This is a genomic window from Pseudomonas sp. PDM30, assembly GCF_019218985.1.
GTDB lineage: Bacteria > Pseudomonadota > Gammaproteobacteria > Pseudomonadales > Pseudomonadaceae > Aquipseudomonas > Aquipseudomonas jessenii.
Genome location: NZ_JAHUWM010000013.1, coordinates 70,856 through 95,278 on the forward strand (window position 1 = coordinate 70,856; position 24,423 = coordinate 95,278).

General features: G+C 56.0%; 19 protein-coding genes, 3 tRNA genes and 3 pseudogenes. 12 read left to right on the top strand and 13 right to left on the bottom strand.

Annotated features, from left to right (window positions below; all coding sequences use genetic code 11):
- The first annotated feature begins 46 nt into the window (after positions 1-46).
- Complete coding sequence (gene dapF, locus KW840_RS25430; protein ID WP_218498172.1) at positions 47-862, top strand: diaminopimelate epimerase; 816 nt, start codon at positions 47-49, stop codon at positions 860-862.
- Between the two features lie 160 nt (positions 863-1,022).
- Here dapF and KW840_RS25435 read toward each other — a convergent pair whose 3' ends face one another.
- The gene (locus KW840_RS25435) at positions 1,023-1,994 is read right to left on the bottom strand and encodes a TerC family protein (protein ID WP_305729782.1); all 972 of its coding nucleotides are present in this window, start codon (positions 1,992-1,994) and stop codon (positions 1,023-1,025) included.
- A 520-nt stretch (positions 1,995-2,514) separates the two neighbouring features.
- Here KW840_RS25435 and KW840_RS25440 point away from each other — a divergent pair.
- Complete coding sequence (locus KW840_RS25440) at positions 2,515-2,832, top strand: hypothetical protein (RefSeq protein WP_218498173.1); 318 nt, start codon at positions 2,515-2,517, stop codon at positions 2,830-2,832.
- Between the two features lie 93 nt (positions 2,833-2,925).
- Positions 2,926-3,792, top strand: coding sequence for a patatin-like phospholipase family protein (locus tag KW840_RS25445; RefSeq protein ID WP_218498174.1), 867 nt, complete (start codon positions 2,926-2,928; stop codon positions 3,790-3,792).
- Positions 3,793-4,159: 367 nt separating this feature from the next.
- On the opposite strand, the gene KW840_RS25450 is transcribed toward KW840_RS25445, so the two are convergent.
- Positions 4,160-4,990 (bottom strand): alpha/beta fold hydrolase, encoded by an 831-nt coding sequence (locus KW840_RS25450; RefSeq protein ID WP_218498175.1) that lies wholly within the window; start codon positions 4,988-4,990, stop codon positions 4,160-4,162.
- Between the two features lie 252 nt (positions 4,991-5,242).
- Between KW840_RS25450 and KW840_RS25455 the strand changes: the two genes are divergently transcribed.
- Positions 5,243-5,692 carry a MerR family transcriptional regulator gene (locus KW840_RS25455; RefSeq protein ID WP_218498210.1) on the top strand — a complete coding sequence of 150 codons (450 nt, stop codon included), beginning with the start codon at positions 5,243-5,245 and terminating at the stop codon, positions 5,690-5,692.
- Between the two features lie 55 nt (positions 5,693-5,747).
- On the opposite strand, the pseudogene KW840_RS28735 reads toward KW840_RS25455, so the two are convergent.
- Positions 5,748-5,870: pseudogene (locus tag KW840_RS28735) on the bottom strand (acetoacetate decarboxylase (ADC)); the annotation flags it as partial.
- A 260-nt stretch (positions 5,871-6,130) separates the two neighbouring features.
- On the opposite strand from KW840_RS28735, the gene KW840_RS25460 reads away from it, so the two are divergent.
- The 3 genes from KW840_RS25460 to KW840_RS25470 all read left to right on the top strand — a co-directional run bounded on the left by KW840_RS25460 (position 6,131) and on the right by KW840_RS25470 (position 11,822).
- Positions 6,131-10,363, top strand: coding sequence for a DUF5801 repeats-in-toxin domain-containing protein (locus KW840_RS25460; RefSeq protein ID WP_218498176.1), 4,233 nt, complete (start codon positions 6,131-6,133; stop codon positions 10,361-10,363).
- Positions 10,364-11,173: 810 nt separating this feature from the next.
- Positions 11,174-11,551 carry a hypothetical protein gene (locus KW840_RS25465; protein WP_218498177.1) on the top strand — a complete coding sequence of 126 codons (378 nt, stop codon included), beginning with the start codon at positions 11,174-11,176 and terminating at the stop codon, positions 11,549-11,551.
- Positions 11,541-11,822: a hypothetical protein gene (locus KW840_RS25470; protein ID WP_256353633.1), complete on the top strand. Its 282-nt coding sequence runs from the start codon at positions 11,541-11,543 to the stop codon at positions 11,820-11,822. The genes KW840_RS25465 and KW840_RS25470 overlap by 11 nt, the downstream gene beginning before the upstream one ends.
- Here the strand turns inward: KW840_RS25470 and KW840_RS25475 are convergent.
- Positions 11,815-12,018, bottom strand: a complete 204-nt coding sequence (locus tag KW840_RS25475; protein WP_102671513.1) for a hypothetical protein — start codon at positions 12,016-12,018, stop codon at positions 11,815-11,817. The genes KW840_RS25470 and KW840_RS25475 overlap by 8 nt on opposite strands.
- Positions 12,019-12,353: 335 nt before the next feature.
- Here KW840_RS25475 and KW840_RS25480 point away from each other — a divergent pair.
- Positions 12,354-12,596 (top strand): annotated as a pseudogene (locus KW840_RS25480) (integrase); the annotation flags it as partial.
- Between the two features lie 80 nt (positions 12,597-12,676).
- Here the strand turns inward: KW840_RS25480 and KW840_RS25485 are convergent.
- The 7 genes from KW840_RS25485 to KW840_RS25515 form a co-directional block, all read right to left on the bottom strand.
- Positions 12,677-12,763: transfer RNA gene (locus KW840_RS25485), tRNA-Leu, on the bottom strand.
- Positions 12,764-12,958: 195 nt separating this feature from the next.
- Positions 12,959-13,032, bottom strand: a tRNA-Cys gene (locus tag KW840_RS25490).
- A 46-nt stretch (positions 13,033-13,078) separates the two neighbouring features.
- A tRNA-Gly gene (locus KW840_RS25495) sits at positions 13,079-13,154 on the bottom strand.
- A gap of 63 nt (positions 13,155-13,217) precedes the next feature.
- Positions 13,218-13,778 (bottom strand): CDP-diacylglycerol--glycerol-3-phosphate 3-phosphatidyltransferase, encoded by a 561-nt coding sequence (gene pgsA, locus KW840_RS25500; protein WP_057714620.1) that lies wholly within the window; start codon positions 13,776-13,778, stop codon positions 13,218-13,220.
- Between the two features lie 32 nt (positions 13,779-13,810).
- Entirely contained in the window at positions 13,811-15,634 is a 1,824-nt protein-coding gene (gene uvrC, locus KW840_RS25505; protein WP_218498179.1) for an excinuclease ABC subunit UvrC, read from the bottom strand.
- A gap of 2 nt (positions 15,635-15,636) precedes the next feature.
- Entirely contained in the window at positions 15,637-16,278 is a 642-nt protein-coding gene (gene uvrY, locus KW840_RS25510; protein WP_032829778.1) for a UvrY/SirA/GacA family response regulator transcription factor, read from the bottom strand.
- 97 nt (positions 16,279-16,375) lie between these two features.
- Positions 16,376-16,849 carry an N-acetyltransferase gene (locus KW840_RS25515; RefSeq protein WP_218498211.1) on the bottom strand — a complete coding sequence of 158 codons (474 nt, stop codon included), beginning with the start codon at positions 16,847-16,849 and terminating at the stop codon, positions 16,376-16,378.
- 653 nt (positions 16,850-17,502) lie between these two features.
- Here KW840_RS25515 and KW840_RS25520 point away from each other — a divergent pair.
- Positions 17,503-18,579 carry a 3-deoxy-7-phosphoheptulonate synthase gene (locus tag KW840_RS25520; protein WP_218498180.1) on the top strand — a complete coding sequence of 359 codons (1,077 nt, stop codon included), beginning with the start codon at positions 17,503-17,505 and terminating at the stop codon, positions 18,577-18,579.
- Between the two features lie 598 nt (positions 18,580-19,177).
- Here KW840_RS25520 and KW840_RS29100 read toward each other — a convergent pair.
- Complete coding sequence (locus tag KW840_RS29100; protein ID WP_218498181.1) at positions 19,178-20,863, bottom strand: colicin-like pore-forming protein; 1,686 nt, start codon at positions 20,861-20,863, stop codon at positions 19,178-19,180.
- Positions 20,864-21,205: 342 nt separating this feature from the next.
- Here KW840_RS29100 and KW840_RS28745 point away from each other — a divergent pair.
- Positions 21,206-21,474, top strand: a pseudogene (locus KW840_RS28745) (esterase/lipase family protein); the annotation flags it as partial.
- Between the two features lie 207 nt (positions 21,475-21,681).
- Here the strand turns inward: KW840_RS28745 and KW840_RS25530 are convergent.
- Positions 21,682-22,746: a hypothetical protein gene (locus KW840_RS25530; RefSeq protein ID WP_218498182.1), complete on the bottom strand. Its 1,065-nt coding sequence runs from the start codon at positions 22,744-22,746 to the stop codon at positions 21,682-21,684.
- Between the two features lie 335 nt (positions 22,747-23,081).
- Between KW840_RS25530 and KW840_RS25535 the strand changes: the two genes are divergently transcribed.
- Positions 23,082-23,963: a triacylglycerol lipase gene (locus KW840_RS25535; RefSeq protein ID WP_057716595.1), complete on the top strand. Its 882-nt coding sequence runs from the start codon at positions 23,082-23,084 to the stop codon at positions 23,961-23,963.
- A 106-nt stretch (positions 23,964-24,069) separates the two neighbouring features.
- Entirely contained in the window at positions 24,070-24,351 is a 282-nt protein-coding gene (locus KW840_RS25540) for a peptidylprolyl isomerase (protein ID WP_008051985.1), read from the top strand.
- The last annotated feature ends 72 nt before the right edge of the window (positions 24,352-24,423 follow it).

The following is a 24,423-nucleotide window of genomic DNA, read 5'->3' on the forward strand; positions in this document are numbered from 1 at the left end:
GCTTTAAAACGTCAACTCACCACATGTCTTGCTGCCAGGTCTATTTATGCCGCTCAGCTTTCATAAAATGCACGCCAATGGCGATGATTTCGTTATCGTCGACTCGCGAAAATCACCGAATCCAATCACCAGCAATATGGCTCGTCTAATGGGAGATCGGAACCGAGGAATCGGCTTCAACCAACTCGCGGTGGTGTTTGATTGCGATGATGCAGATGCGCGTTTGATGTTCTGGAATGCAGATGGCTCAACGCTGGACGCTTGTGGCAGCGCAACGCGCGGGGCCGCTGATATGCTGATGCGTGAATCCAATATGACTTCGGCAGCACTGCGAACCAACCGTGGCCTGCTGACTTGCGAACGAACTTCTACCGGCGCCATTTCTGTAAACATGGGAAAGCCACTTTTGGGCTGGTCGGATGTTCCTCTGGCTTTGGAAATGGACACTTTAGTGATGCCACTTGCCGGTCACCCAACAGCTTGCAGCATGGGAAATCCGCACTGCACTTATTTTATGGATGATCTGACAGCCGTTGAGATTGCGACGATTGGACCGGGAGTTGAAACCAACCCCTTGTTTCCCCTCAGGACGAACGTGCATTTCGTCCAGATCATTGACCGAAAGCACATCCGGTTGCGAATTTGGGAGCGCGGGGGTGGTATCCCTCTGGGTTCAGGCTCCTGCTCTTGTGGCGCCGCGGTTAACGGAATTCGTCGTGGCTTGTTAGACAATTGCGTTGAGGTCGAATGTGACGGCGGAGCTGTAACGGTTCAATGGGATGGTGTGGGATCAGTTTTTCTCACCGGGCCGGTAGAGACGACTTTTTCAGGAACAATCGCGGATGCTTTGTTGAAAGCTTGATTTTCAGGTAAGCCACTATTGGCCGACTTTTGCCTGTCGCCACCGTCTGCTTTGGGTTGTGGATTCAACCGGTCGATGACTACGCCGATCAGTCGACCATCACTGTCGCGCTCAGCTAGCGTCGGTGCCGCCATCGCCCGTTCTTGTCTCAAATTCATCCTTATTCTCCCGTAACCCGTGTTTTGCTCTTCGTCAAAGTCAGGCTCAACAGTACCGAAATCAAGATGATGCCGCCGACTGTGGTCAGCGACCATTGGATCGGCATGTGCCACCACGGCGCGACCAGCATCTTGCCGCCGATGAACACCAGTACGATGGCCAGACCATATTTGAGCAAGTGGAAACGGTAGGCCATGTCGGCAAGCAGAAAATACAGTGCGCGCATGCCCATAATGGCGAAGATATTGGAGGTGAACACGATGAAGGGGTCGGTGGTGACGGCGAAGATAGCCGGGATGCTGTCGACCGCGAATACCAGGTCGCTGGCCTCGATCAGTACCAGCACCGGGAACATCGGTGTCGCCCAGCGCAGGCCGTTCTGGCGCACGAAGAAGTGCTCGCCGTGAAAACCGTCGGTGATGCGAAGATGGCTACGCAGCCAGCGCAGCAAAGGGTTCTTTTCGAGCTCTGGCTGCTGGTTGGCGAAAATCAGCATCTTGAAGCCGGTGATGAGGAGGAAAGCGCCAAAGACATAGAGCAGCCAGGCAAACTCCTGCACCAGCCAGACACCGGCGAAAATCATACCGGCGCGCATGATGATGGCGCCGAGCACGCCATAGAGCAGGACGCGGCGCTGCAACTCTGGCGGCACGGCGAAATAGCCGAAGATCATCACGAAAACGAACATGTTGTCGATCGACAGCGACTGCTCGATCAGGTAGCCCGTCAGGAATTCGAGCGTTGTACGCTGGGCCACTTCGGCGCCGAACATGCTGCGCAGATACCACCAGAGCAGGACGGAGAAGACCAACGCCAAACTGGTCCAGGCGATGACCCAGGCCAGCGCTTCGCGTACCGAAACACGATGCGCCTTGCGCCCGCCGAAAACGAAAAGATCCAGCGCCAGCATGGCGAGGACGAACCCGATAAAGGCGGCCCACATCCAAGATTGGCCGACGCTAATGGTGGTCATTTAACTATCCAAGATTGGCCGATACTCATATAGCGCCGCACGATCACCCGCCCCAATGCGGGCGGCGCAGTGACTTAAGCGGTAGGCCAGGCGCTTGCTGAAGTAATCTCGAAACCGCGGCATTGGATGGCCTTCTGCATGACTGTCTCTGCATGAAGTAAATGGGCTGGGAGAGGTCATGCTAACGGGCATGTAGCATCAGTAAAAATCGTTTATTCGTTGCGAATTGTTCGTTTTTTACGAAGTGTAGATTCGAGAGACCGGCTTGCTCAATCTGAATCTGAATCTGAGCCAAGCCGACCGTCAGCTATGGGTTGTGGATTCAACCCACCAACGCAACAGATAGGCTAAATCGTTCAGCGGGCGTTTCGGGTCGGGGGTACTGATGGGTTCCGCTGCCGTTGGTCGGCACCTTGCGCAGCAGTGCGATAGAAAACTATAGGAATAAACTCTCGTGCCGATATCACTGAGGCAAGGCCTGCGCGTGCCTGACCTTGAACCTGAGCGAACGAGCACATTGATGAGTGATAAATCTTTGGAAGAAAAAGCGGCATTGATGGTCGACCTACATGAAACGATGGCCAGTGTCGGACAGATCACTGCCGGGCGCGATGCCCTGCGACAGAGCCTGGACAAGGCTGATCGCGCGGTTCAGGAGCTTCAGGAGCAACTGGACTTGGCAAAGACGCTGATGACCCGTCTGCTGGCGGCGAGTTTTGCGTCGACCGGCAAACTTTCCGCGCCCCTTACAAACTGGGGGCTAAATGAGATCGACGTTGTCGAACGGGAGATGGCCTGCTATTTGAATTCTACCAATGAGGCGAGCGCCGCTTCATAGGTCGCGCACTGAATGCATATGGCGGGCTGCCGGAAGTCATGCCGCCCCGCCAGCTACACTCATTCGATACATTTCCGCACAGAGACTTCCGCCATGACGACCAAAACCGCAATCGTATTCGCTGGCGGTGGCAGTTTGGGGGCGGTGCAGGTAGGAATGTTGCGGGCTCTGGTCGAAGCCAATGTTCGGTTTGACATGGTGATTGGTGCTTCGGTAGGCGCTATCAACGGTGCCTACTTTGCCGCAAGACCCGATTCCGATGGCGTCCAGGCGCTCGCCGGATTCTGGCGCGGGCTGAGTAAAACTGACATCTTCCCCCTCTCTTGGTTCGATACCTGTAGAGGATTGATCAAACGGCGTGGCTATCTGTTACAGCCGTCGGCCTTGAATCGGCTGCTGGGTCAGGCACTGCCCATTCACCGCATTGAGGACGCGGTGCTGCCCCTGTACATCGTCACCACCAACCTGCTCAGTGGTGCCGAGACGGTTCTGTCCAGTGGCGAACTCGAGCAGGCGTTACTGGCCAGCGCTGCCATTCCGCTGGTGTTCCCCTGCGTACAAATCGCCGATCAGTTTCTGGTTGATGGCGGCGTGGCAAGCAATACACCTATTTCGACTGCCGTAGCCTTGGGAGCCACCAACGTCGTGGTAATCCCCACCGGAGTGAGTTGCGACCTGACGCAACCTCCCCGAGGACTGGTCGCCTTGGCCCTGCACACCGTCAATCTGATGAGCATGCGCCAGCTGGTGAGCGACATCGAACACTTCCGCACTGTCACCAGTCTGCACATCGTTCCGCCCTTGTGCCCGGTGGATGTCTCGGTTTTCAACTTTGACAAGACCGAGTCTTTGCTGCAGCGTGCCTATGAGCAGACCCTTCGGTGGCTGGAACGTGGGGGGCTCGAACGCACCAAGGTCCCTGGTGCCCTTTCCATCCATTCGCATGCCCATGAGCATTGAGTGATGTGAATTACCAAAACAGCGAACCTTCAGGCCGGAGCACCCAGAGCGATGCCTGCGTTTCAAAATCAACCCAAATCTCGCCCTACCCGCCCTAAATGCCGCCATCCTGGAATTCACGCTTCGGGTTGCCCATGATCCTGCTGAGCGTCGCCGGACTACGCTGGGCAGCCTGAACAGGGCAAATAATTAATTGATTAACAGCCCCATTTTTTTAGTCCAGTGAGGAACAGGAAACATAGACGAAGTGAGTCGCAAGCGGACACTCGGTCAGCTCAGTTTTCAGCCACTTAGTCGAATCTTCAACGCATCGATTTTTTGGCTTTGAAGAAACTGGGGGGCAGTTTTTTACCCACCCCCCAGTTAACTAACCACGCAGGAAAGCGAGCAAATCGGCGTTGATTGTATCGGCGTTCGTCGTAGGCATTCCGTGCGGGAAGCCCGAGTAGGTTTTCAGCGTGCTGTTTTGCAACAGTTTGGCTGACAAGAGCCCCGAGTTTTCATAAGGCACGATCTGATCATCATCACCATGCATCACCAGCACGGGGGTCGTGATGCTCTTTAGATCGTCGGTAAAGTCGGTCTGGGAAAAGGCCACGATCCCGTCATAGTGTGCCTTTGCGCAGCCCATCATGCCTTGTCGCCACCAGTTCCGGATGATGCCCTCAGACGGTTTTGCACCAGGGCGGTTATAACTGTAGAAAGGCCCGGCTGGAACGTCATGGTAGAACTGTGCGCGGTTGGCCTTCAGCTGTGCCTGCAAGTCATCGAAAACCGACTTTGGCAAGCCGCCTGGATTGCTCGGTGTCTGAACCATCAAGGGTGGCACGGCGCTGATTATGGCGGCCTTCGACACTCGGTCTTCGCCGTGGCGCGCAATGTAATGGATGACTTCACCACCGCCGGTGGAGTGCCCCACATGAACTGCGCCTTGTACCCCAAGATGGTTGACCACGGCCGCGACGTCATCAGCATAGTGATCCATGTCGTGCCCGTCCCAGACCTGACTGGATCGCCCGTGACCACGCCGGTCGTGTGCAATGACCCGGTAGCCGTTCGCCAGGAAAAAGAGCATCTGCGCATCCCAGTCGTCCGCACTGAGTGGCCATCCGTGATGAAAAAAGATCACTTGGGCATCGCGTGGTCCCCAGTCTTTGTAAAAGATCTCAACACCGTCCTGCGTAGTGACATAACCCATGTTCGCATCTCCCGAATGAAATGGAGGGTATGACCAATCGTGTCCTGATCGTGCCCCTTGTTGAACCTTGCCCTTGTTCAATAACGTGCAGCCCATCCAATAGGCAGTTCAGAGGGAATGGTCCTGGTCTGGTTTTCGCCCACCCCTGAATTCCATGGCGTTTTAGCAATGCATTACATCCGCGCAGCTTGGTCGCCAAATAACTTTAGGTTTAAAGTCAACTTTAAGGTCAATGGTTTTTCGGAGTGGAATATGAGAATAGGCGAACTGGCGAAAATCAGCGGACTGGCGCCTTCACGGATTCGCTTTTACGAAGCGAGCGGCCTGATCACATCTGTCGGGCGCAAAGCCAATGGGTATCGGGACTATGCACCTGATACGGAGTGGGTTTTGGAGATCATCACGGGCGCCCAGGCGGCGGGGTTTTCACTGGAAGAAATCCGACAATTACTGCCGATGAATGCGAACGGTTGGCGGCATGAAGAGTTGCTCAGTGGACTCAAGCGCAAGGTTGAGGAAATCGAAGTCCTGCAGCAACGGCTGGCACTCAATAAAGCGCAACTTCTTCTGGTTATCGAGGGAGTTGAAAGTAAGCCTGAAGGCATGGGTTGCGTGGACAACACGCAGTTGTTATTGCATCGTCTACGCGAGGAAGGCGTGGCGGCAGCACCACGCGGCCGTGATATTGCGTCGTCCAAGTAAAACGTCATCTGTCAGGATTGTGAGGTCTGACAGTTTTTTTTGCCGGATCGTTGAATCAGTACGCGTTAGCCAGTGCTGCTAACGGCTTCGGCGCGTAGAGCGCACTTTGGAACGCGGGCACGTATTCGTACTTCATCATTTTCCCCAGCTTCAGGGAGCGGATGTAGTTCGACAGGCTGGTTCAGCCTCAGTTCGACACGCTGGAGGTTAAAGCCCCGGCAACCTTGAACACCCGCACCATGCCCTCATTCACAAGCGGAATATTCGACTCCGTTCCTTCGCGTCATCCCGTCTCCCCTTCCCAGTAGTCTGAATCTCCTGCCTCGTCTGGGAGTATCGGCCGATGTATATCGCCCGGCGTTTATCCATAGTTGTGGCATGTACCAAAAAAAGGTCCGCGGTCCGGCCTTGGTGACTGCAATTGCTTTGGAGAATGTCATGGCTACTCAGAAAAAAAACTCATCGTCAACGAACGATCAGATCGCTCTATTCACCCAGCCCCTCACCACTGACCTCAACGAGTCATTGGTGACAACATCGGTTACAGCCAGCGCTTTGGGCGTCATGGCGACCGGCGAGGACGTGACCCTGGATGAAACGGCGGGGTTGCAGAACGCCACTGCCACGCCAACCCCTGCGGGGGACGCTGACGACAACGACATCCTGGTGGCGTCCCTGCCCACGACCTTCGCTAACCGTTTGGCCGGACTGGGGGCAGGCACCGCCACGGGTGCGGCCTTGAGCGGCTATACCGGTGCCGCGGACAACACGGGCAGCGATGCATTCACCGTCACCGCCGCGCCCGGAGGAACCATTACCGATATCAGCTTTACCGACAGCTCAGGTGCACCGCTCGATGGCCTGGACAGCGGACTCGATACCCTCGATGGCACCAGCATCCTTCTCTATACCGATACGAACGACAACAACATCGTCGTGGGCCGAGCCGGGGGCCCGGCCGGTGCGATCGTGTTCGCTGCCTACATTGAAGAAACCGGTTCGCCGGTCACGGGCGGCAAGATCTGGACCGTGGAGTACCAACCGCTCAAGCATCCCGATATGACGAATGCCGATGACTCGCTCAATCTGCTGAATAAGGTTTTCATCGGAGCCAGTGAGGATTTGGTGTTCAGCCTGGCCAATGCGCCCTCCGGTCAGAACCTGTTCCTGATGTTCACGAAGGCGGACCCGAACGTTGTCGATGACGGCGGTGTGATGCGGATCACGGATCCCACCATCATTGCCACCGGCAAGGACCCTGCTGACCAGTCAAGCGGCGTCAACATAAACACTGGCGACACGATCAATACCAGCCAGGCGGGTGGCCCGACCACCTTCGGCACCAACAATCAGATGATTGTTGAGCAAGAGGGCATCCGCTTTTCGTTCGTCACAGGTGCCAGGCAGAATGTGACCATTCCCAACCTGGATCAGAACGAAGCCGACCTTGAATCCAACGTCGACTTTACCGACGTCTACAACACGAAGTCGGCCAATTTCGACGTCGTGCAATTGCAAAGCGGCAAGAGCGCTATCGTAAAAATCAGCGCATTCAGCACCGCGGCTGAACCTGGCGTGAATTTCATCAATGGATACGCAGGCGATTCGTCGGTGGCCATCACCAATGTTCGCGTGATCAACAATAGCACCGGGCTGGTGATCGAGAATTCAGACGGATCGGTGAATGATCCGGCCATTACCATCAGCTTTGCTGCAGGGGTCGCGACCCTCACCGGCATTAAAGCCGGCTACCAGATTGAATACACCACTACGGCGGATCACAACCGCGTGCTTATCGAGAACGGTGCGGCCGTCACTGCCAAGGGCAATGACCACGCCGACTTTGATATCGGTGGTTTCACGCTGGTCAAAGCCTCTGTTACGACCACCGAAATCGGCTCCAAGATGATCTTCGACGACGACGGGCCGAGCATCAGCACCACCGGCACGGAGCCGACGCTGACGGTGGACGAGACGGTACTGGCGACCAACGACACCCAGAGCTTTGCCGCCAACTTCAACTCGGCGTTTGGCGCCGATGGGGCCGGCACGCAGACCTATGCGCTGGACGTGGTGGCCGGAGCTTCCGGGTTGACCGACACGGAGACAGGCGAGGCGGTGAACCTGTCGCTCAACGGTGCAGTGGTCGAAGGCCGCACGGCCCTCGGCAACCTGCTGGTGTTCACGGTCAGCGTGGCCGCCAATGGTGATGTCACCCTCGACCAGCTCCGCGCCGTGGTGCATCCCGACCCAACCAATCCGGATGACTCGACGAGTTTGACCTCGGACGACCTGGTGACGCTGACAGCGACCACGACCGACGGGGACGGCGACAGCGCCCAGGCGACCCTCAACATCGGGCAGAACCTGGTGTTCAAGGACGACGGGCCGAGCATCAATACCACCGGCACGGAGCCGACGCTGACAGTGGACGAAACGGTGCTGGCGACCAACGATACCCAGAACTTTGCCGCCAACTTCAATTCGGCGTTTGGCGCCGATGGCGCCGGCACCCTGACCTATGCGCTGGACGTGGTGGCCGGAGCTTCCGGGTTGACCGACACGGAGACAGGCGAGGCGGTGAACCTGTCGCTCAATGGCACCGTGGTCGAAGGCCGCACGGCCACCACCAGCCTGCTGGTGTTCACGGCCAGCGTGGCTGCCAACGGTGATGTCACCCTCGACCAGCTCCGCGCCGTGGTGCATCCCGACGCCACCAATCCCGATGACTCGACGAGTTTGACCTCGGACAACCTGGTGACGCTGACCGCGACCATTACCGACAAGGAGGGCGACAGCGCCCAGGCGATGCTGAACATCGGGCAGAACCTGGTGTTCAAGGACGACGGGCCGAGCATCACCACCACCGGCACGGAGCCAACCCTGACAGTGGACGAGACGGTACTGCCGGCCGACGATACCCAGAGCTTCGCCGCCAACTTCACCTCGGCGTTTGGCGCCGATGGGGCTGGCACCCTGAGCTATGCGCTGGGCGTGGTGGCCGGGGCTTCCGGATTGACGGACACGGCCTCGAACCAGGCGGTGAACCTGTCGCTCAATGGCACCGTGGTGGAAGGCCGCACGGCCACGAGTAATCTGCTGGTGTTCACGGTCAGCGTGGCCGCCAATGGCAGCGTCACGCTGGACCAGCTCCGCGCCGTGGTGCATTCCGACCCAAGCAATCCCGATGATTCGAAGTCGTTGACCTCGGACAACCTGGTGACGCTGACGGCGATCAAGACCGACGGGGACGGCGACAGCGCCCAGGCGACGCTGAACATCGGGCAGAACCTGGTGTTCAAGGACGACGGGCCGGCACTCAGTTTCGGCAACCTGATCGGGACCGGTAGCGTCCTTGCGCAATCCGGGTTCTGGAATATGGCGACGGGAGCCGACGGGCTGGGGGCGGCCGGTCTGGATATCTCTTTGGTCAATAACCAGTTCACTCTCGTCAGGCCAGACAACACGACCACGACCGGGACCGGCACGCTCAGCGAGCTGGCGCTGTCACCGGATGCCAATGGCGCGTACCAGTTCGCGGGAACCTTGACCGGTGATTTCGACAACAACGCCGCAACGGCGAATACCACCGTCGACTACACGTTGACCGCCTATGCCGATGGTCGCTATGCACTGGATCTGGTGCAAGGCTTCCGTTCGACGATCGTGCTCAGCAGTGCCGACGGCTCGCTCGCTGCCGGTGGCCCGGATCCGGTGCGCACATTGTTGATTCCTCAGACGAGTAACCCGGCTATTCCTTCGGCATCCGAGGAGATCGTGTTCTTTTCCGCGAAGGCGCTGGCGTCGACCACGGACATCCTGACCGGCATCGGGCTCGGAGCACCCGACCCCACCGAAGCGGCGCTACAGACCAACCCCCTGCCGGGGTACATCGACCCGAGGGCCATGAACGTCAGCACGGCCGGCATCGGCGTCGCCAACAACGTGTTCCAGGGCGATAACCTGGCGGCAATCAGCGACGCCGATGAAAGTTTCGTCATCAACCCAGAGAGCCTGCTGACGGCAATGAAGGTCTTCATCGACAACTCCGTAGCGGGTTACAACACCGCGACCGAGGACCTGTACTACCGGATCTACTACGCGGATGGCACGTTTTCGGACCGCATCGAGGTGAACACCCTGACGCCGGAGGCTGGCGGGCAGGTGTCCTTCCTCGTCGAGAAGGCGGGTACGACACTGATCGACGCGGTTCAGCTGACGATGGGCCGGGGCGATATCAAGATCCCGGTGATCCAGTTCATTCAGGAGAGCGAGAGTCTGGCCAGCGATGTCCAGCTGGCGTTCAGCGCGACGCTGACGGACAAGGACGGGGACTCGGCGACGAGTACCTTTGACGCCAACCTGTTCGCCAACGAACCGGCCAACGCACCCTTCGACTTCACGCTGGTTGGCACGGGCGGTGAGCAGGATGCGTTCAACATCGATCTGTCAGTCAATGAGAACCTGTACCAGGTCAGCGGCTTCGATGCGGGCCCGGACGTGCGGGACAGGCTGGTGCTCAACGGCGACCCGAACGCCGCTGTCCAATCGATCGACAACACCGGTGCCGATAGCATCGTGACGGTTACCGAGACGGGCGGACAGACAACGACCATCACCTTGGTCGGGGTTGATGTTCTGAATACCGACGTCTTTTTTGGCAGTGCTTGAAGCTTTGCGCGTGAACGGATGCGAGGGTGGCCTAGGAAACCACCCTCGCATTCTTTTTGCAGTCCAATACGAGATCCCCATGATCGCTGCCGCTGTGAACTGGCGAGTAGCACAAGGCTTAAAGAACGCCGCTGCGTGCATATTGGGGTCCGTTTGTGTGTTTGCACGCACAAACAGAAGATGGACCTCTGCCTGCACCCTCCCCCTAAGTGCTTCAGGCTTTTCATGTTGACCCATCGATCTGCAGGCTTTTTCCGCCCCACATTCGCGTACACAGCCCCCAACCTGGGCCTGTTTTAGACGGGTGCAGGTATGCAGAAAAAACGACACATTTAGACCGCAGGCGTGGCGAGAGGGACGACGGCGCGCGCCAGGCCAAAAATCCCTCCTCCGCCCCCAAATACGCCAAGGCGCGGCATCTGGTGCAAGAAACGAATGCCTGGCCGGGGAGATCAGAGCCGAGGAAGCGGCGCAGTGGGTGGCCGCCGTGAACAACGAACGGGCATGGATCATGCTTGAGTATGGGAGACAGTTCAGGGGTTGATCGGGATCCGCTGCAAGCCTTGCCGGTGATCGATGGGCTTTGACTACATTCAAGGAGCGGTGCAAAACGCTGAAGCGCGGGCCGCAGCAAAAAGGTAGCCCGCGCATTACGAGTAACGGGGGCTATGTTCAATTGCCCGGTACAGACAAGGCGCTGCTGGTTGAAAACTGCGCCGCTGATGGCAACGAAGCCCCCAACCGCTGGTGCACCAGTGCATACATTTTGCGGCTTAAGAGTGAACGCGCTAATCAGAAAGGAAGTTCGGCATGCTGTTTTTCAAACCCGAGCGGCAACTAGCGCTTGAACTAGACCTCGAGGGACTCTCGCTCCGTCTCAAACCCCTTAGTACCACTATCAAGCTGATGACGTCTCACAGGTTGCGGAAGTATCAACGGGCCCTGGAAAACGACATAGGCGGACTACCTGGGTTTATGGCGTTGTCGGTTGAGGGAAAAGTCAATTACATGATTCCCATCATTTCGCAAATGAACGAAGCCAGAGATCAGCAGAATGAAGTCGATTTCATAGCGGCCTACCTGACCGTCATGCTGCTGGAAAGCATCAGCTGCGGCTATCATTCGACGATGAACTTGGTCTTTATTGGGATGGAAAAGATCGCCGCGTTCCGGTGGGATGAGTCATAAAAAAACCATCCGACAAGAAACTCTGGAAGCGCTTATCAACAACCACGTGCAGGGCGAGCGCCACGACTTCGAGGAGTGGCAGGAGACGGTGTCCACGCTCCTCATCAATCTGGCCAAAGCACCTGCCGATCAGTCTGCCTGCTTCGCCAACATGTCGCGACCTGAAATCGTAGTTTCTGAAAAGTGGTCGCGAAAGCTAGTAGGGTTCGCCAAAACCGGTGTCGAAATCTGGCGGTCTAGCTACTGCGCTGGCGCAGTCTCAACTACTTGACTTGATCATATGCATCATTCATCACTTTAATGGCGTTTAACACATGCGGATGTTCAGCCCAGCGGTATGAAGCATTTCCAAGTAAGCCGGCTGTCGCGTTGTCCATCAGGCTTTTTACATCAAGCCCGCTGGCGACGGCCGCTCCAATAATTGCTACAAGCGCTTGTTCCAGTGCAATTTCGCGATCACTAACCACTGCATCTCCTTAAACCGACCCCATGCCGGCCTGAAAGATTAATCGCTCACCCACAACCAAATTGCCACTACCCCCTGTCGCATCCGGTCACGGAGTACGGCGCTTGAGCCACCCTAACCCTTTTCGCGTGCTTTCCACAATCAATCGATGCTTTGTAGCCTCGACACGCTTAATCGCAGGCACTTGGCCCGACGAGAATGGATCAGCAAGCATTGTTGGGTGCGCTCGGTGTGAAAGATCTGTCTTGCTAACGTCATCTCCTCAATCAACTGCCGATTGACTGAGTAGTAGCCACCGTTCGGAGATCATCAAAATTGGTCATCGGAAAAGCTTTCGAGGATGGCACACCAATGTCGGTGGCGATGTTACGAGGAAGATTTGACTTGGCCAGGGAAGCGGCTTGTGTCGCAAAGTCCGAGTTTCAAATGCGCGATTTACGCTCCAAAGCCGGCACGGACAAGGCCGAATCAAGCGGTGACATTTTGCAGGCCAGGGATCAACTTGGGCATACGACCGTTGTAATGACCGAGCAGTACATCCGCAACAGGAAAGGGAAAAAAGTCTCACCAACCAAGTGAATTGCGGACCAATCCAATAATTGCGGACCAGAAACGAACAAGGGCTTGCCCAGCTTTCGCTCGCAAACCCTTGATTTATATGGTGCCCGAAGCCGGAATCGAACCGGCACGCCCTTACGAGCGGGGGATTTTAAGTCCCATGCGTCTACCAGTTTCGCCATTCGGGCGGTAGCGCGGTGAAGCGTCAAGCTTTTGCCAAATAACGCTCTGGCAGTTCTGACGCTTGTGCAGCAGAGGTGGAAATATATACATCCCGCCCCAGTGAAGCAAGTTCGCAAATACCCTTTTCAAGACTAAATCTTGCAGGCTATTGCAAATAAAAAAGCTCCGTAAATCATAGATCTACGGAGCTTGTTTATTAGTGGAGGCCGAGGTCGGAATCGAACCGGCGTAGGCGGATTTGCAATCCGCTGCATAACCATTTTGCTACTCGGCCTCAAAACATTTGTTGTCAGTAGCGCGACATCAAATGCGTACAAACTTGGAGCGGGAAACGAGACTCGAACTCGCGACCCCGACCTTGGCAAGGTCGTGCTCTACCAACTGAGCTATTCCCGCGTCTTGGTGTGGCGCATTCTATAGAATCCAGAAGCCCCGTCAACCCTTTGATTCAAAAAAGTTTTATTTCTTTTCAACGTCGGTCTTCAGATGTGGCCAGGCAGCCCGCAGGTACTGGACCATCGACCACAAAGTCAGGCCAGCCGACACCATCAGCAAGGTGTAGCCCAGCAAGACCCAGAAACTGAAATCCTTGGAATTGGCCAGCAGGATCACCAGCGCCAACATTTGCGCGGCGGTTTTCCATTTGCCCAGGTTCGATACGGCGACGTGGGCACGAGCGCCCAGTTCGGCCATCCACTCGCGCAGTGCCGAGACGACAATCTCGCGACCGATGATCACGGCAGCCGGCAGCGTGAGCCACAGGTTTCCGTGTTCCTGCACCAACAGGACCAATGCAACCGCAACCATTAGCTTGTCGGCAACCGGATCGAGGAAAGCCCCGAACGGTGTGCTTTGTTCCAGCCGGCGGGCCAGGTACCCGTCCAGCCAGTCGGTCGCGGCAGCGAATGCGAAGACCGAAGCGGAGGCCATGTAGCTCCACTGGTAAGGCAGGTAGAACAGCAAAATGAAGATCGGTATGAGCAGAACGCGTAGAACGGTAATCAGATTAGGGATATTCATCGGCACAACTGGCTGCGAGGTGAGGGGGCATTCTACTCGCTGTGCAGATTTGCATAAATCAACTCTGCGAGCTTTTTACTGATCCCGGGGGCTTTGGCAATTTCTTCGATGCTTGCACGAGACAGCTCCTGCAATCCACCAAAATGTTTCAACAAATCACGCCGACGTGTGGGTCCGACGCCGGCGACGCCTTCCAGTGTAGACGTCCGACGGGTTTTTCCACGTCGGGCGCGGTGCCCGGTAATGGCAAACCGGTGGGCTTCGTCGCGAATCTGCTGGATCAGGTGCAGCGCGGGCGAATCCCCGCGCAAGGTGAACTCATGTGCAGCGTCGTTCAGGTACAGGGTTTCGAAACCGGCCTTGCGCGTCGCACCTTTTGCCACGCCCAGCAGAATCAGGTCAGGCACGGCCAGTTCATCGAGCACGTCACGGGCCATGGACAACTGACCTTTACCGCCGTCCACCAGCAGGATATCCGGCAGCTTGCCCTCCCCGTCCTTCAGTTTGCTGAAGCGTCGGGTCAGCGCCTGATGCATCGCCGCGTAATCATCGCCGGCCGTAACGCCCTCAATGTTGTACCGACGGTAATCGGCCTTGATCGGACCTTCGGGACCGAAGACCACGCAGGACGCCACCGTCGCCTCGCCGCTGGAGTGACTGATGTCGTAGCACTCAAGGCGCTGTGGAGGTTCATCCAGCTTCAGCACCTCGGCCAGCGCATCGAAGCGCGCCGTAATGTGCTGACGATTCGCCAGGCGCGCACTCAGTGCCTGCTCGGCATTGGTCACCGCCAATTGCTGCCAGCGCGCCCGCGTGCCCCGCACGCGATGGCTGATGGTCAGTTCACGACCGCGCAACTCGTCGATGGCGGCGATCAGCGTGGGAAAGTCATCGTGGACCACATTGACGATCAGTTCGCTTGGCAAGTCGCGTTCAGGACTGCTGATGAAGTACTGGCCTAGAAATGCAGCCATGACTTCGGAAACGTCTTCTTCAATACCGACTTGAGGGAAGAAGTTCTTGCTTCCCAGTACCCGCCCGCCCCGCACGCTGATCAAGTGAACACAGGCGCCGCCCGGGTTGACGAAGGCGGCAATCACATCGACGTCGCCGGTCCCGCCCTCCATGCTCTGTTGATCCTGGACCCGGCGCAGTAACGCAATCTGGTCCCGCAACTCGGCTGCTCGTTCGAATTCGAGATTGATCGCCGCCTCTTCCATCCCGGCGGACAACTCGTCAGTCAGTGCATTGCTGCGCCCTTCAAGAAACATCACCGAATGGCGGACATCCTCGGCGTACACCTGCGGCTCCACCAGCCCGACACAGGGCGCCTTGCAGCGCTTGATCTGGTATTGCAGGCAAGGGCGCGTGCGGTTCTTGTAGTAACTGTCTTCGCATTGCCGAACGAAAAACGTCTTTTGCATCAGGCTCAGGCTTTCGCGGATCGCGCCGGCACTCGGATAAGGCCCGAAATACTTGCCCTTGGCCTTTTTCGCGCCGCGATGAATGCTCAGGCGCGGAAACTCTCCGTCGGAGAGAAAGACGTAGGGGTAGGATTTATCGTCGCGCAGCAGGATGTTATAGGGCGGGCGCCATTCCTTGATCAACGTCTGCTCAAGCAGCAAGGCTTCGGTTTCGTTGGCGGTGATCGTCGTCTCGACCTGGGCGATACGCGCTACCAGCGCGGCGGTCTTGGGGGCAAGCCCGGTCTTGCGAAAGTAGCTCGACAGGCGATTCTTGAGGTTCTTCGCCTTGCCGACGTAGAGCAACCGCGCTTCGCTGTCGAACATGCGGTACACACCTGGGCGCCCGCTAACGGTCGACAGAAAGGCGCTCGGATCAAAGGTGTCGTTCATTTTCAGAGGCTGGCGTCGACCATGCCATGACGAACCGCCAACAGCGTCAACTCGACATCACTGCTGATCGAAAGCTTTTCGAAGATGCGGTAACGGTAGGTGTTCACGGTTTTCGGGGACAGGCACAGTTTATCGGAAATGATCTGTACTTTCTGGCAGCCGACGATCATCAGCGCGATCTGGATTTCCCGCTCCGACAAGGCATCGAAAGGCGAATCGTTGGTCGGCTGGAAGGACTTGATCGCCAATTGCTGGGCAATTTGCGGACTGATGTAGCGTTGCCCGGCAAATACCAGGCGAATGGCCTGGACCATTTCCGGCAAACCTGCCCCCTTGGTCAGGTAACCTGCCGCACCGGCCTGCAACAGCCGCGTAGGAAACGGGTCCTCTTCACACACGGTCACCGCGACGACCTTGATATCCGGATGACTGCGCAATAATTTTCGAGTGGCTTCAAGACCGCCAATACCCGGCATCTTGACGTCCATCAACACCACATCGGGTTTCAGCTCGCGCGCCTTGATCAGGGATTCCTCACCCGACTCGGCCTGGCCGACTACTTGCAGGCCATCGATGTCAGCCAGCATTCGTGTAATGCCTGTACGAACGAGATCATGGTCATCGACTACTAGCACCCTAATCAAGCAGACACCTCGCGATTTGGTCTTATTGGGTTGTCAGACACCTTAGCAAAAAGCATCTGGCAGACCTAGCGGAAAGCGTCAGATTAAAAGTTTCAATTCATCTTGAAAGGCTTGTCGCAAGCGTGTTGCAGAGATCCAGGCCAGGGATATCCAGCTGCATCCTCAGGAAACATTCGTCCTTGCCCACCACCCTCAATCCCTTGCGCTCGTACAACGCTTGCGCCGGGTTGTTTTCGAAAACCGTCAGACGCAACGCCGGGCGCCGCTCCTGGCGCGCCAGAACCAGTACCTGATCGATCGCCCAGGATCCAGCGCCCCGCCCACTAAACGCTTCGACGATATGCAATTCGCGGATATACAAGGCCCTGGCATCACGGCTCAGGCTGACATAACCCAGCACTTTGTCGCCCCATACAATCAAGCGGTTGTCCCGCCCGGCCCAGGCCACGTCAAACGCTTCGTCCAGCCACAACAGGTCATGCTCAATGTAGTAACGCAGCATGCCTCTACAGGTCAGTTCGCGGGCAAATTCCAGGTCATCCGGTGTTGCCGGACGCCATTGGCATTCCATCATTCCAGCTCCACGGCGAGGGTCAGGTGCGTCCTTGTGACGATATGTTTTTTATTGAAGCGCAGAGTGTGTCACAACCTTCGGGGTACTCAAGCGATAGAAAGGGACGTCGTTGGCCGATAGCATTTTCTGATTGAATCTGCGTACCGGCCTCTAGTAAGCTCGACCCATCCATCGGAGACAGACCATGTTCAACGCCCTCTTACAGCTTGGTACCGCCAGCGCCCCGCGCTCGGTTGCGGCTGCCCGGGTGAACGACGGTTGTGCTCCGGTCAGCTTTTATTTTGGGTATTGGTTTAGCCACTGGCGCGCCTGATACCCACACGGCGCCCACTTTAAACGGGTCGCCACCAGAGAATTCTCAACCCCCGGTCGGCCTCCCGACCGGGGGTTTTGTTTTTTCAGCCCCAACACTTTTAGCGACACACCAGACATTCAGAGGATTAAGAACATGAACTACGCCACTTATTACCGTTACGACAGTTTTACCGCCTGGCGATTTACCACCCTCCGCTCGGGACAGCCTGCCGCCTCCGATCGGTCACCCACAGGTGGCAAGCACACACACGCAGCCAATCCGGCCAATTGTCGAACACCCCAGTAGGGCCGAGAGCGCGGGCACGAACCCGCCACCAGCCCAGGAAGCCTTGAATATGAACTCGTCCGTCTCTGCACTGCCGCTGTCCACCTTGAGCCCTGCCAATGAAGCGCTGACCCTGCGCCTGCCCAGCTCATTGCAACTCAAACAGCAATTGCCCCTCGGCAACGCCCTGACCCGGCAAGTCACCGCCCACCGCCAGGCGGTTCGCGCGATCCTCAACGGTGAGGATTCCCGCCTGCTGGTCATCGTCGGCCCCTGCTCGATACACGATCCCGAATCAGCCCTCGAATACGCTGGCAACCTTGCCCGCCTCGCCGCCGAAGTCAGCGACGAAATGCTGCTGGTGATGCGTGCCTACGTCGAAAAACCCCGTACCACGGTTGGCTGGAAAGGCCTGGCCTACGACCCGCACCTCGATGGCAGCGATGACATGGCCGCCGGCCTGACGCTGTCCCGCGAGTTGATGCGCGAAATGCTCCGCCTGGGCCTGCCCGTTGCCACTGAACTGCTGCAACCGATGGCGGCCGGCTACTTCGATGATCTGTTGAGCTGGGTCGCAATTGGCGCCCGGACCACGGAGTCGCAGATCCATCGGGAAATGGCCAGCGGCCTGGGCATGCCTGTAGGGTTCAAGAACGGGACGGACGGCGGTGTTGGCGTCGCCAGCGATGCCATGCGCTCCGCCGCCCATCCCCATCGCCATTTCGGTGTCGATAGCCAGGGACATCCGGCGATCATTCAAACCCCGGGTAATGCGGACACGCACCTGGTATTGCGCGGCGGCCATCGCGGCCCGAACTACGACAGCGCCAGCATCGCCCAGGTGAATAGCGACCTGACCAGGCTCAGGATTCCGGCTCGAATCATGGTCGATTGCAGTCATGCCAACAGCGGCAAAGACCCGTTGCGCCAGCCAGCCGTTTTCAACGATGTACTTGAACAACGCCTGCAAGGCGATCATTCGCTGATCGGCATGATGATCGAGAGCCATTTGTTCGAAGGCTGCCAGCCACTAGGTTCGACACTGAAGTATGGCGTGTCGGTTACGGATGGTTGCCTGGGCTGGTCTGGGACGGAAACGTTGTTGCGCGATGCAGCGGATAGATTGCGGAAACAAATTCGCACTTAACAATCGCTCTGGTGTTGAGCTCCCTTGCGCTCCATATGGCGCAAGCTGAGCTCCTCACCCCCGAACAATTCGTAACGTTTAGACGCTGCACTCGTAAAGCTTTTGGACGACGATTGAAGCACAAGAGTTCTGTCGAAAAACCTGGATGATTATGTATGGAGGCAAATCTACAGAGTAAGAAGAAAGTGACGCCAGCTCGATTCAAGCTGACACGGCACATTGTCATCAATAGTAACGAGGTCAAGGATGGATAAAAAATATTTTACTAAACATTTACTATTGAGCGTGCTGTACCTAATTACAGCTAGCGCTGCTTTTTATATTGGCGACAAATTTTTCTACCATGACATTAAGCTTGTCACATTCATGCTGCTCAGCACGTTGCTATACCCGTTTTCCAGGTACTGGATAACTGCCAGCGCCTACAAACTGACAGGACCGGAGTTCTGGAGAAAGGATTTTTTTATCAAGGGGGACTCTACAGGAATAAATGCACTATTTATATTTTTTTGCCTCGCCTTCGCCATCCCACTGGGCAGCGCTTACTTAATATGCATGATCTTAAAAAGGGGGTGAAAGCTGCCCCCCCTTTTACATGTCAGAGATTTATCACGTAGTCGTTGATCTTGCCCACGAGCGCGTCATCAATCAATGAACTAATCACAGCCGTTAGCAATGCAAATCCTAGAATAGTCATGGGTGTCGCAGCCGTCAGACCAAACATGAACGCCACCAGAGCGGTTGCCCCCTTACCCACAACTAAAGACTCAACTTTGACAAAAAACGGTATCCAATCACCACTCCTTGATGAGGTTTGCGCTTCCGCGAGCAAGCTGTAAAGATCAGTGAGATTACCAATAGTCTTCAGCCCTTTACCGAATGCCGTCAGATTTTTAGACATCACCTCTTTATCAAGAGCGTCAAGAGCCCGAGCAATCGCCTCCCTGTCCTGGACTCCAAACTTCTTACTCAAAATATTCTTATACTGATCAAAGGCCTTTATTGCCTCACCAGCATTACGAATCGTCTTCCCTTTGGCATTTTCCGAAAGCTCTTTCGCCAGCGCCTCGGCTCTTACACCAAATCTCTCACTCACCTCCTTATAAAAATCCGTAGTAAATTTGATTGCACTCTGGATCTGTTCAGCTTCATTTGACCGTTCTGCCAAGCCACCCAACGCATTTGAAGTTGAAGTCAGGTGCCTCGCAGATTCGGCCTTCAACAATGCGTCGTGGTAGCTGAGCCACTTTGTCCCTATCGGGGTGTGGGTTTGCAGATAAACCAACTCGTTGAGGGCCTCTAATTCTGGCTTGCTCAGAGGTGCGCTGATTTTCGGGTTATTCGCACGAAAATTGATGGTTATCCCACCACTTTTGTATGGAGGCGGTGCAACGACAGGTTTGATCTCTGCCATTTTGGTCGAAGCCATACGCTCTAGCGTCGCCTTGTAATGTAATAACACTTGAGTTTGGGTCATGCCTGTCAGGGAACCTGCTGCAGCAACGAGTTCTGTTTGAAGAAACTCGGGAAGTTGCTGAGCGTGAATATTCAGTTCCAAACCAATAATGCTGAGTCTCTGGCTCTGCACAGCGAACCATGCGGTACCATCTAGAGGAACTACCGACTCCGCTTGGTTTCTGCTGTTAGCTAGATCTGCGAGTTTGCCAGCCAGAATGTCCACCGAGAGTGAAAGCGCTTTGAGCTCCAATGCCGATTTATAGACATTGTCAAACATGGCATATAGGCTCATGAGTGCTTGGGAGTCAGCGCTACCGGAGTTCAGAAACTCACGCATCTTCTGACGCGGCAGCACCTCCATCATGAAAAAGGGGCTCTGACCAAAAAGGCCATAGATATTTGGTGCGATGGATATGTACTGCTTCTTTTTTAAGTCAATAAGCTCTAGGGTGACCTGTTGGTCTACGGCAGCAGATTCTGGGGGAGCTAAAACCTGAGCACTTTTGGCGGCGTTTTTTCTTTCCTCCAGTTCACGCGCGGTATCGGTGCGGAGTGTATTGAATCGTGCATTGTATTCATTATCAATCTGCTGCTGATTGTAGACTTGTTCATTCATAAACTCAGCCATAACGTTTGGCAACGCGATGTCCCGAATTCCACTTGGGCCTCCCTCCCCTCTACGAGGCCCTTCCTGCAACCCCCATCCACCATTACTTCCGCTGTAACCACCGCCACCACCGGGACCGAAGGTTTGCTGACGCCCAGCAACAATGTGCGTAGGTTTAATATAGTAAGTTTTGCCTCGAACAAATCCGTTATCTGCCACGTGAAACTTCTCCCTATCAATCCATTGAAAGTTCGCCGCCCAACAATCGGCATCGAACGAAGCCTATTAAACGTCATAAAAAAATCTCATGATGTAGGGAGAGCACTTCGAGCCATGGAGAATATTGATATTGATGCGGTAGGAATTGGCGCTTTACAATTTTCTTTTTGACGAATTACGTTCAGACATTCCGGCGAAGACCGCCCATAAAATCGAATATTCCTACTGATTCCGTTCCATTTTCTTCAAAACTCATTGGAACTTTCATAACTCCCACTACCATCGAGAGTTTTAGAGTTAAGCGCAATATCACTGACGCGAACGTCTGCGGAAAGGTAAGATATGCAACGGAATGCAAGTACCTGGTATTCAATACTGCTGGTCCACGACCTTTCGGCTTCGAATGAATCGGCAAGTTCGAGGTCTTTCACGACATCAGGTAGACGCGAACGAACGCCGGAGCAAGAGTGTTCGTTCCCCACCTATCAGCCACCTATGACAACGAAGTACTCGATGATCAATTGCTCACGAAGATCGAGCGGGTACAAGAAGAAACCGGTGCACACAAAGTCAACCTCATAGGACCTCACCACGGAGCACTGACCGCGCGGTCGCCCAGGTAAACAGCCACCTGACCAGACTCAGGATTCCGGCTCGAATCATTGTCGATTGCAAGCCGTGTTCAACGATTTACTTGAGGAACAGAACAACTGTTGCTTGATGCGGCAGATCGGCTGCGAGCGTCAAACAACGCCTGATAATCGACATCATCCGTCTGCCCTCCGGTCTTCATGGAAAGACTGGAGGGCAAATGGCAATCAATGTCCCATCAGGGACTGCACTTGAACCAGCGTCACCCCCGATTGCTGTCGGGTGCCGTCAAGGCGCTCGACTGAATAGGAAACACGGATCGCCGAATCTCGATGTTCCCTCCAGAACGGGTAGGGAACGATGAACACCAACGGCTCGCCAACGGTGTCCCTGGTTATTTCGCGGTCGTCATGGTGATTGAGTTTCTCCCCGTCGCACTCCAGGTAAATCCGTTCTCCTTTTTCAGCGCTGGCGTTCTCGATGACGACGGTCACGCCATCCTGCGCATCATGCAGGTCCACCCAACCTTCGTCGGCTTCCAGCACAGTGGGTGCTTGCAGTGGTCGGCGCTCCAGGATGCCAATCATCAGTGCCGTTACTTCAGAATAACGAGGCCCCTGCCCTACTTGCTTGACGCAATAATCGACGGACACTGAGGAGCCCAGATTCCGCGTAATGCACTCCGGACTGACCCAAAACGACAGTTCGTCCCCCACAGCGAAGGACTCGACCTTGAGTGCATCACTGAAACTTGAGTCGACCGAAACGCCCGCCCAGGTCAGCAACACCCAGTCGCCCGCCGCCATGTGCGCATAGGGTTTGATCGTAACGATCGCCCCTTCTTTCACCCGATCCGGATCAAGCGTTCTACCCACCACATCGCTCACCGTCGCGGGCAACAGGTTGCATTGCACGTCACCGACACTCAGCTGCAGACGATGGGAATGCACGGGGTCGGCAAATCGAGTGCTCGTGAGTGAGTAACCGATTTCCAGTGAGCCACCCTCAAGCGCCGCGATATTTGCACCACTTACGGCAAAGATGATGTCCTCGCCGACCCGTTCCTCACTGACAAAACGCGCCACCTGATGCTTGCAGGCGAGGCCATCGGCATCCAGCCCCGCCCAACTCAATAGTAATTTGTCGCCGCAGGTCATGCCTGGATACGGCTGGACCCTGATGACGGCTTTTTTGTCAGAAGGGTTCAGAACACCGTTTTGCGCCTGCTCCAGCTTGGGAGGTGGTAATGGTTGCTGCACGAGATTCAAGGTATCGGGTTCATAAGCAGTCATTCATTCGCTCCATTCCCTGGAATAGACACCGGACAGGTGGCCGGCTCTGGACGGCTATTTAACCCCATGGCAAACAATCGCGATGTCGGCCTCAAACGCTGACCCGCTCGGAAAGTCGATACACGCAAAGTAGGTCTTTGATCAGCAGCAAGCTGATTGCCGCGAAAAGTCCTCAAACGATTCCGACCAAAGCTTCAGCCACTCTTGGGTATTCGCACTTGTTCTATTCCGTTTTCCGCAAGTTTCGCCGGACTTTTCATACATCGCGCCAACCTCGAGTGTTTTAGAGTGAAGCGCCATGCAGCCCCAATGAACTTCTGCGTAAAGGTATGAACATGCAAAGGAATGCAAGCACTTGTTACCCAATACTGCTGGTCCACGGCCTTTTCGGCTTCGAAAGAATCGGCAAGTTCGAGCTCTTTCACGACATCAGGCAGGCGCTGAGGAACGCCGGAGCCAGGGTGTTCGTTCCCCACTTGTCGGCCATCCATGACAACGAGGTACGCGGAGACCAATTGCTCGCACAGATCGAGCGGGTACTGGAAGGAACCGGTGCACACAAAGTCAACCTCATAGGTCATAGCCAGGGCGCACTGACCGCACGTTATGCCGCGGCGATTGCGCCACACAGCGTGGCATCGGTCACCTCTGTCAGCGGGCCGAACCATGGTTCGGAACTGGCCGACTTCCTGCGCAAGGCATTGACACCGGGCTGCCTGCCGGAACATGTGGCCGAGACAGTGGTAACCCTGTTCGCCGACTTCCTCGCGGCATTAAGCGACAATCAGTATCTACCGCGGAACGCCATTGCCGCCCTCAACGCGCTGACCACCGAAGGCGTAGGCGCATTCAACGACAAATACCCACAAGGACTGCCTGCCACCTGGGGTGGCAAAGGGTGCGAACGGGTCAACGGTGTTCATTACTACTCGTGGAGCGGCGTGCTGCCGCCGAATGCGCTCCAAGAAGGGCTTTATGCGCTCGATCCGTTCAACGTCTTCTGTCGAGCCCTTTCCGGTTATTTCGTCACGGAAAGCGAGCAGAACGACGGTTTGGTCGGTCGTTTCAGCTCCCATCTGGGAACGGTTATCCGGTCCGACTATTCACTGGATCATCTGGACACCATTGGCCAGCCGGCCGGTCAACTGCGTAAAGGTGTCAACCCGATTGAACTGTATGTCCAGCACGCCAGGCGCTTGAGGGACGCCGGCCTTTGAGGTGCGACTGCCGCGGATCCTGCGTGGAACGGAACTTTGAGGAGAAATAGCTCACTGAATCCGGTAGGCTCAGCACTTTATCGAGTATTGAAAGGAGTATTTTCCCATGGCTAAAGCCACTGCCCGTCACATCCTTGTTGCCTCCGAAGCCAAGTGCAACGAACTCAAGGCCCAAATCGAGGCTGGCGCCGATTTCGCCGAAGTTGCCAAGGCAAACTCCACCTGCCCTTCCAGCCGCCAGGGCGGTGACCTGGGTTCGTTCGGTCCGGGCCAGATGGTCAAGGAATTCGACACCGTGGTCTTCAGCGCACCGCTCAACGTGGTCCAGGGCCCGGTCAAGACCCAGTTCGGTTTCCACCTGCTGGAAGTGACCAGCCGTCAGGACTGATCGACGCCTGAGCTATTCACACAACGGCCCGCCTATTGGTGGGCCGTTGTGTTTTCAAAGTGCAATACGGCT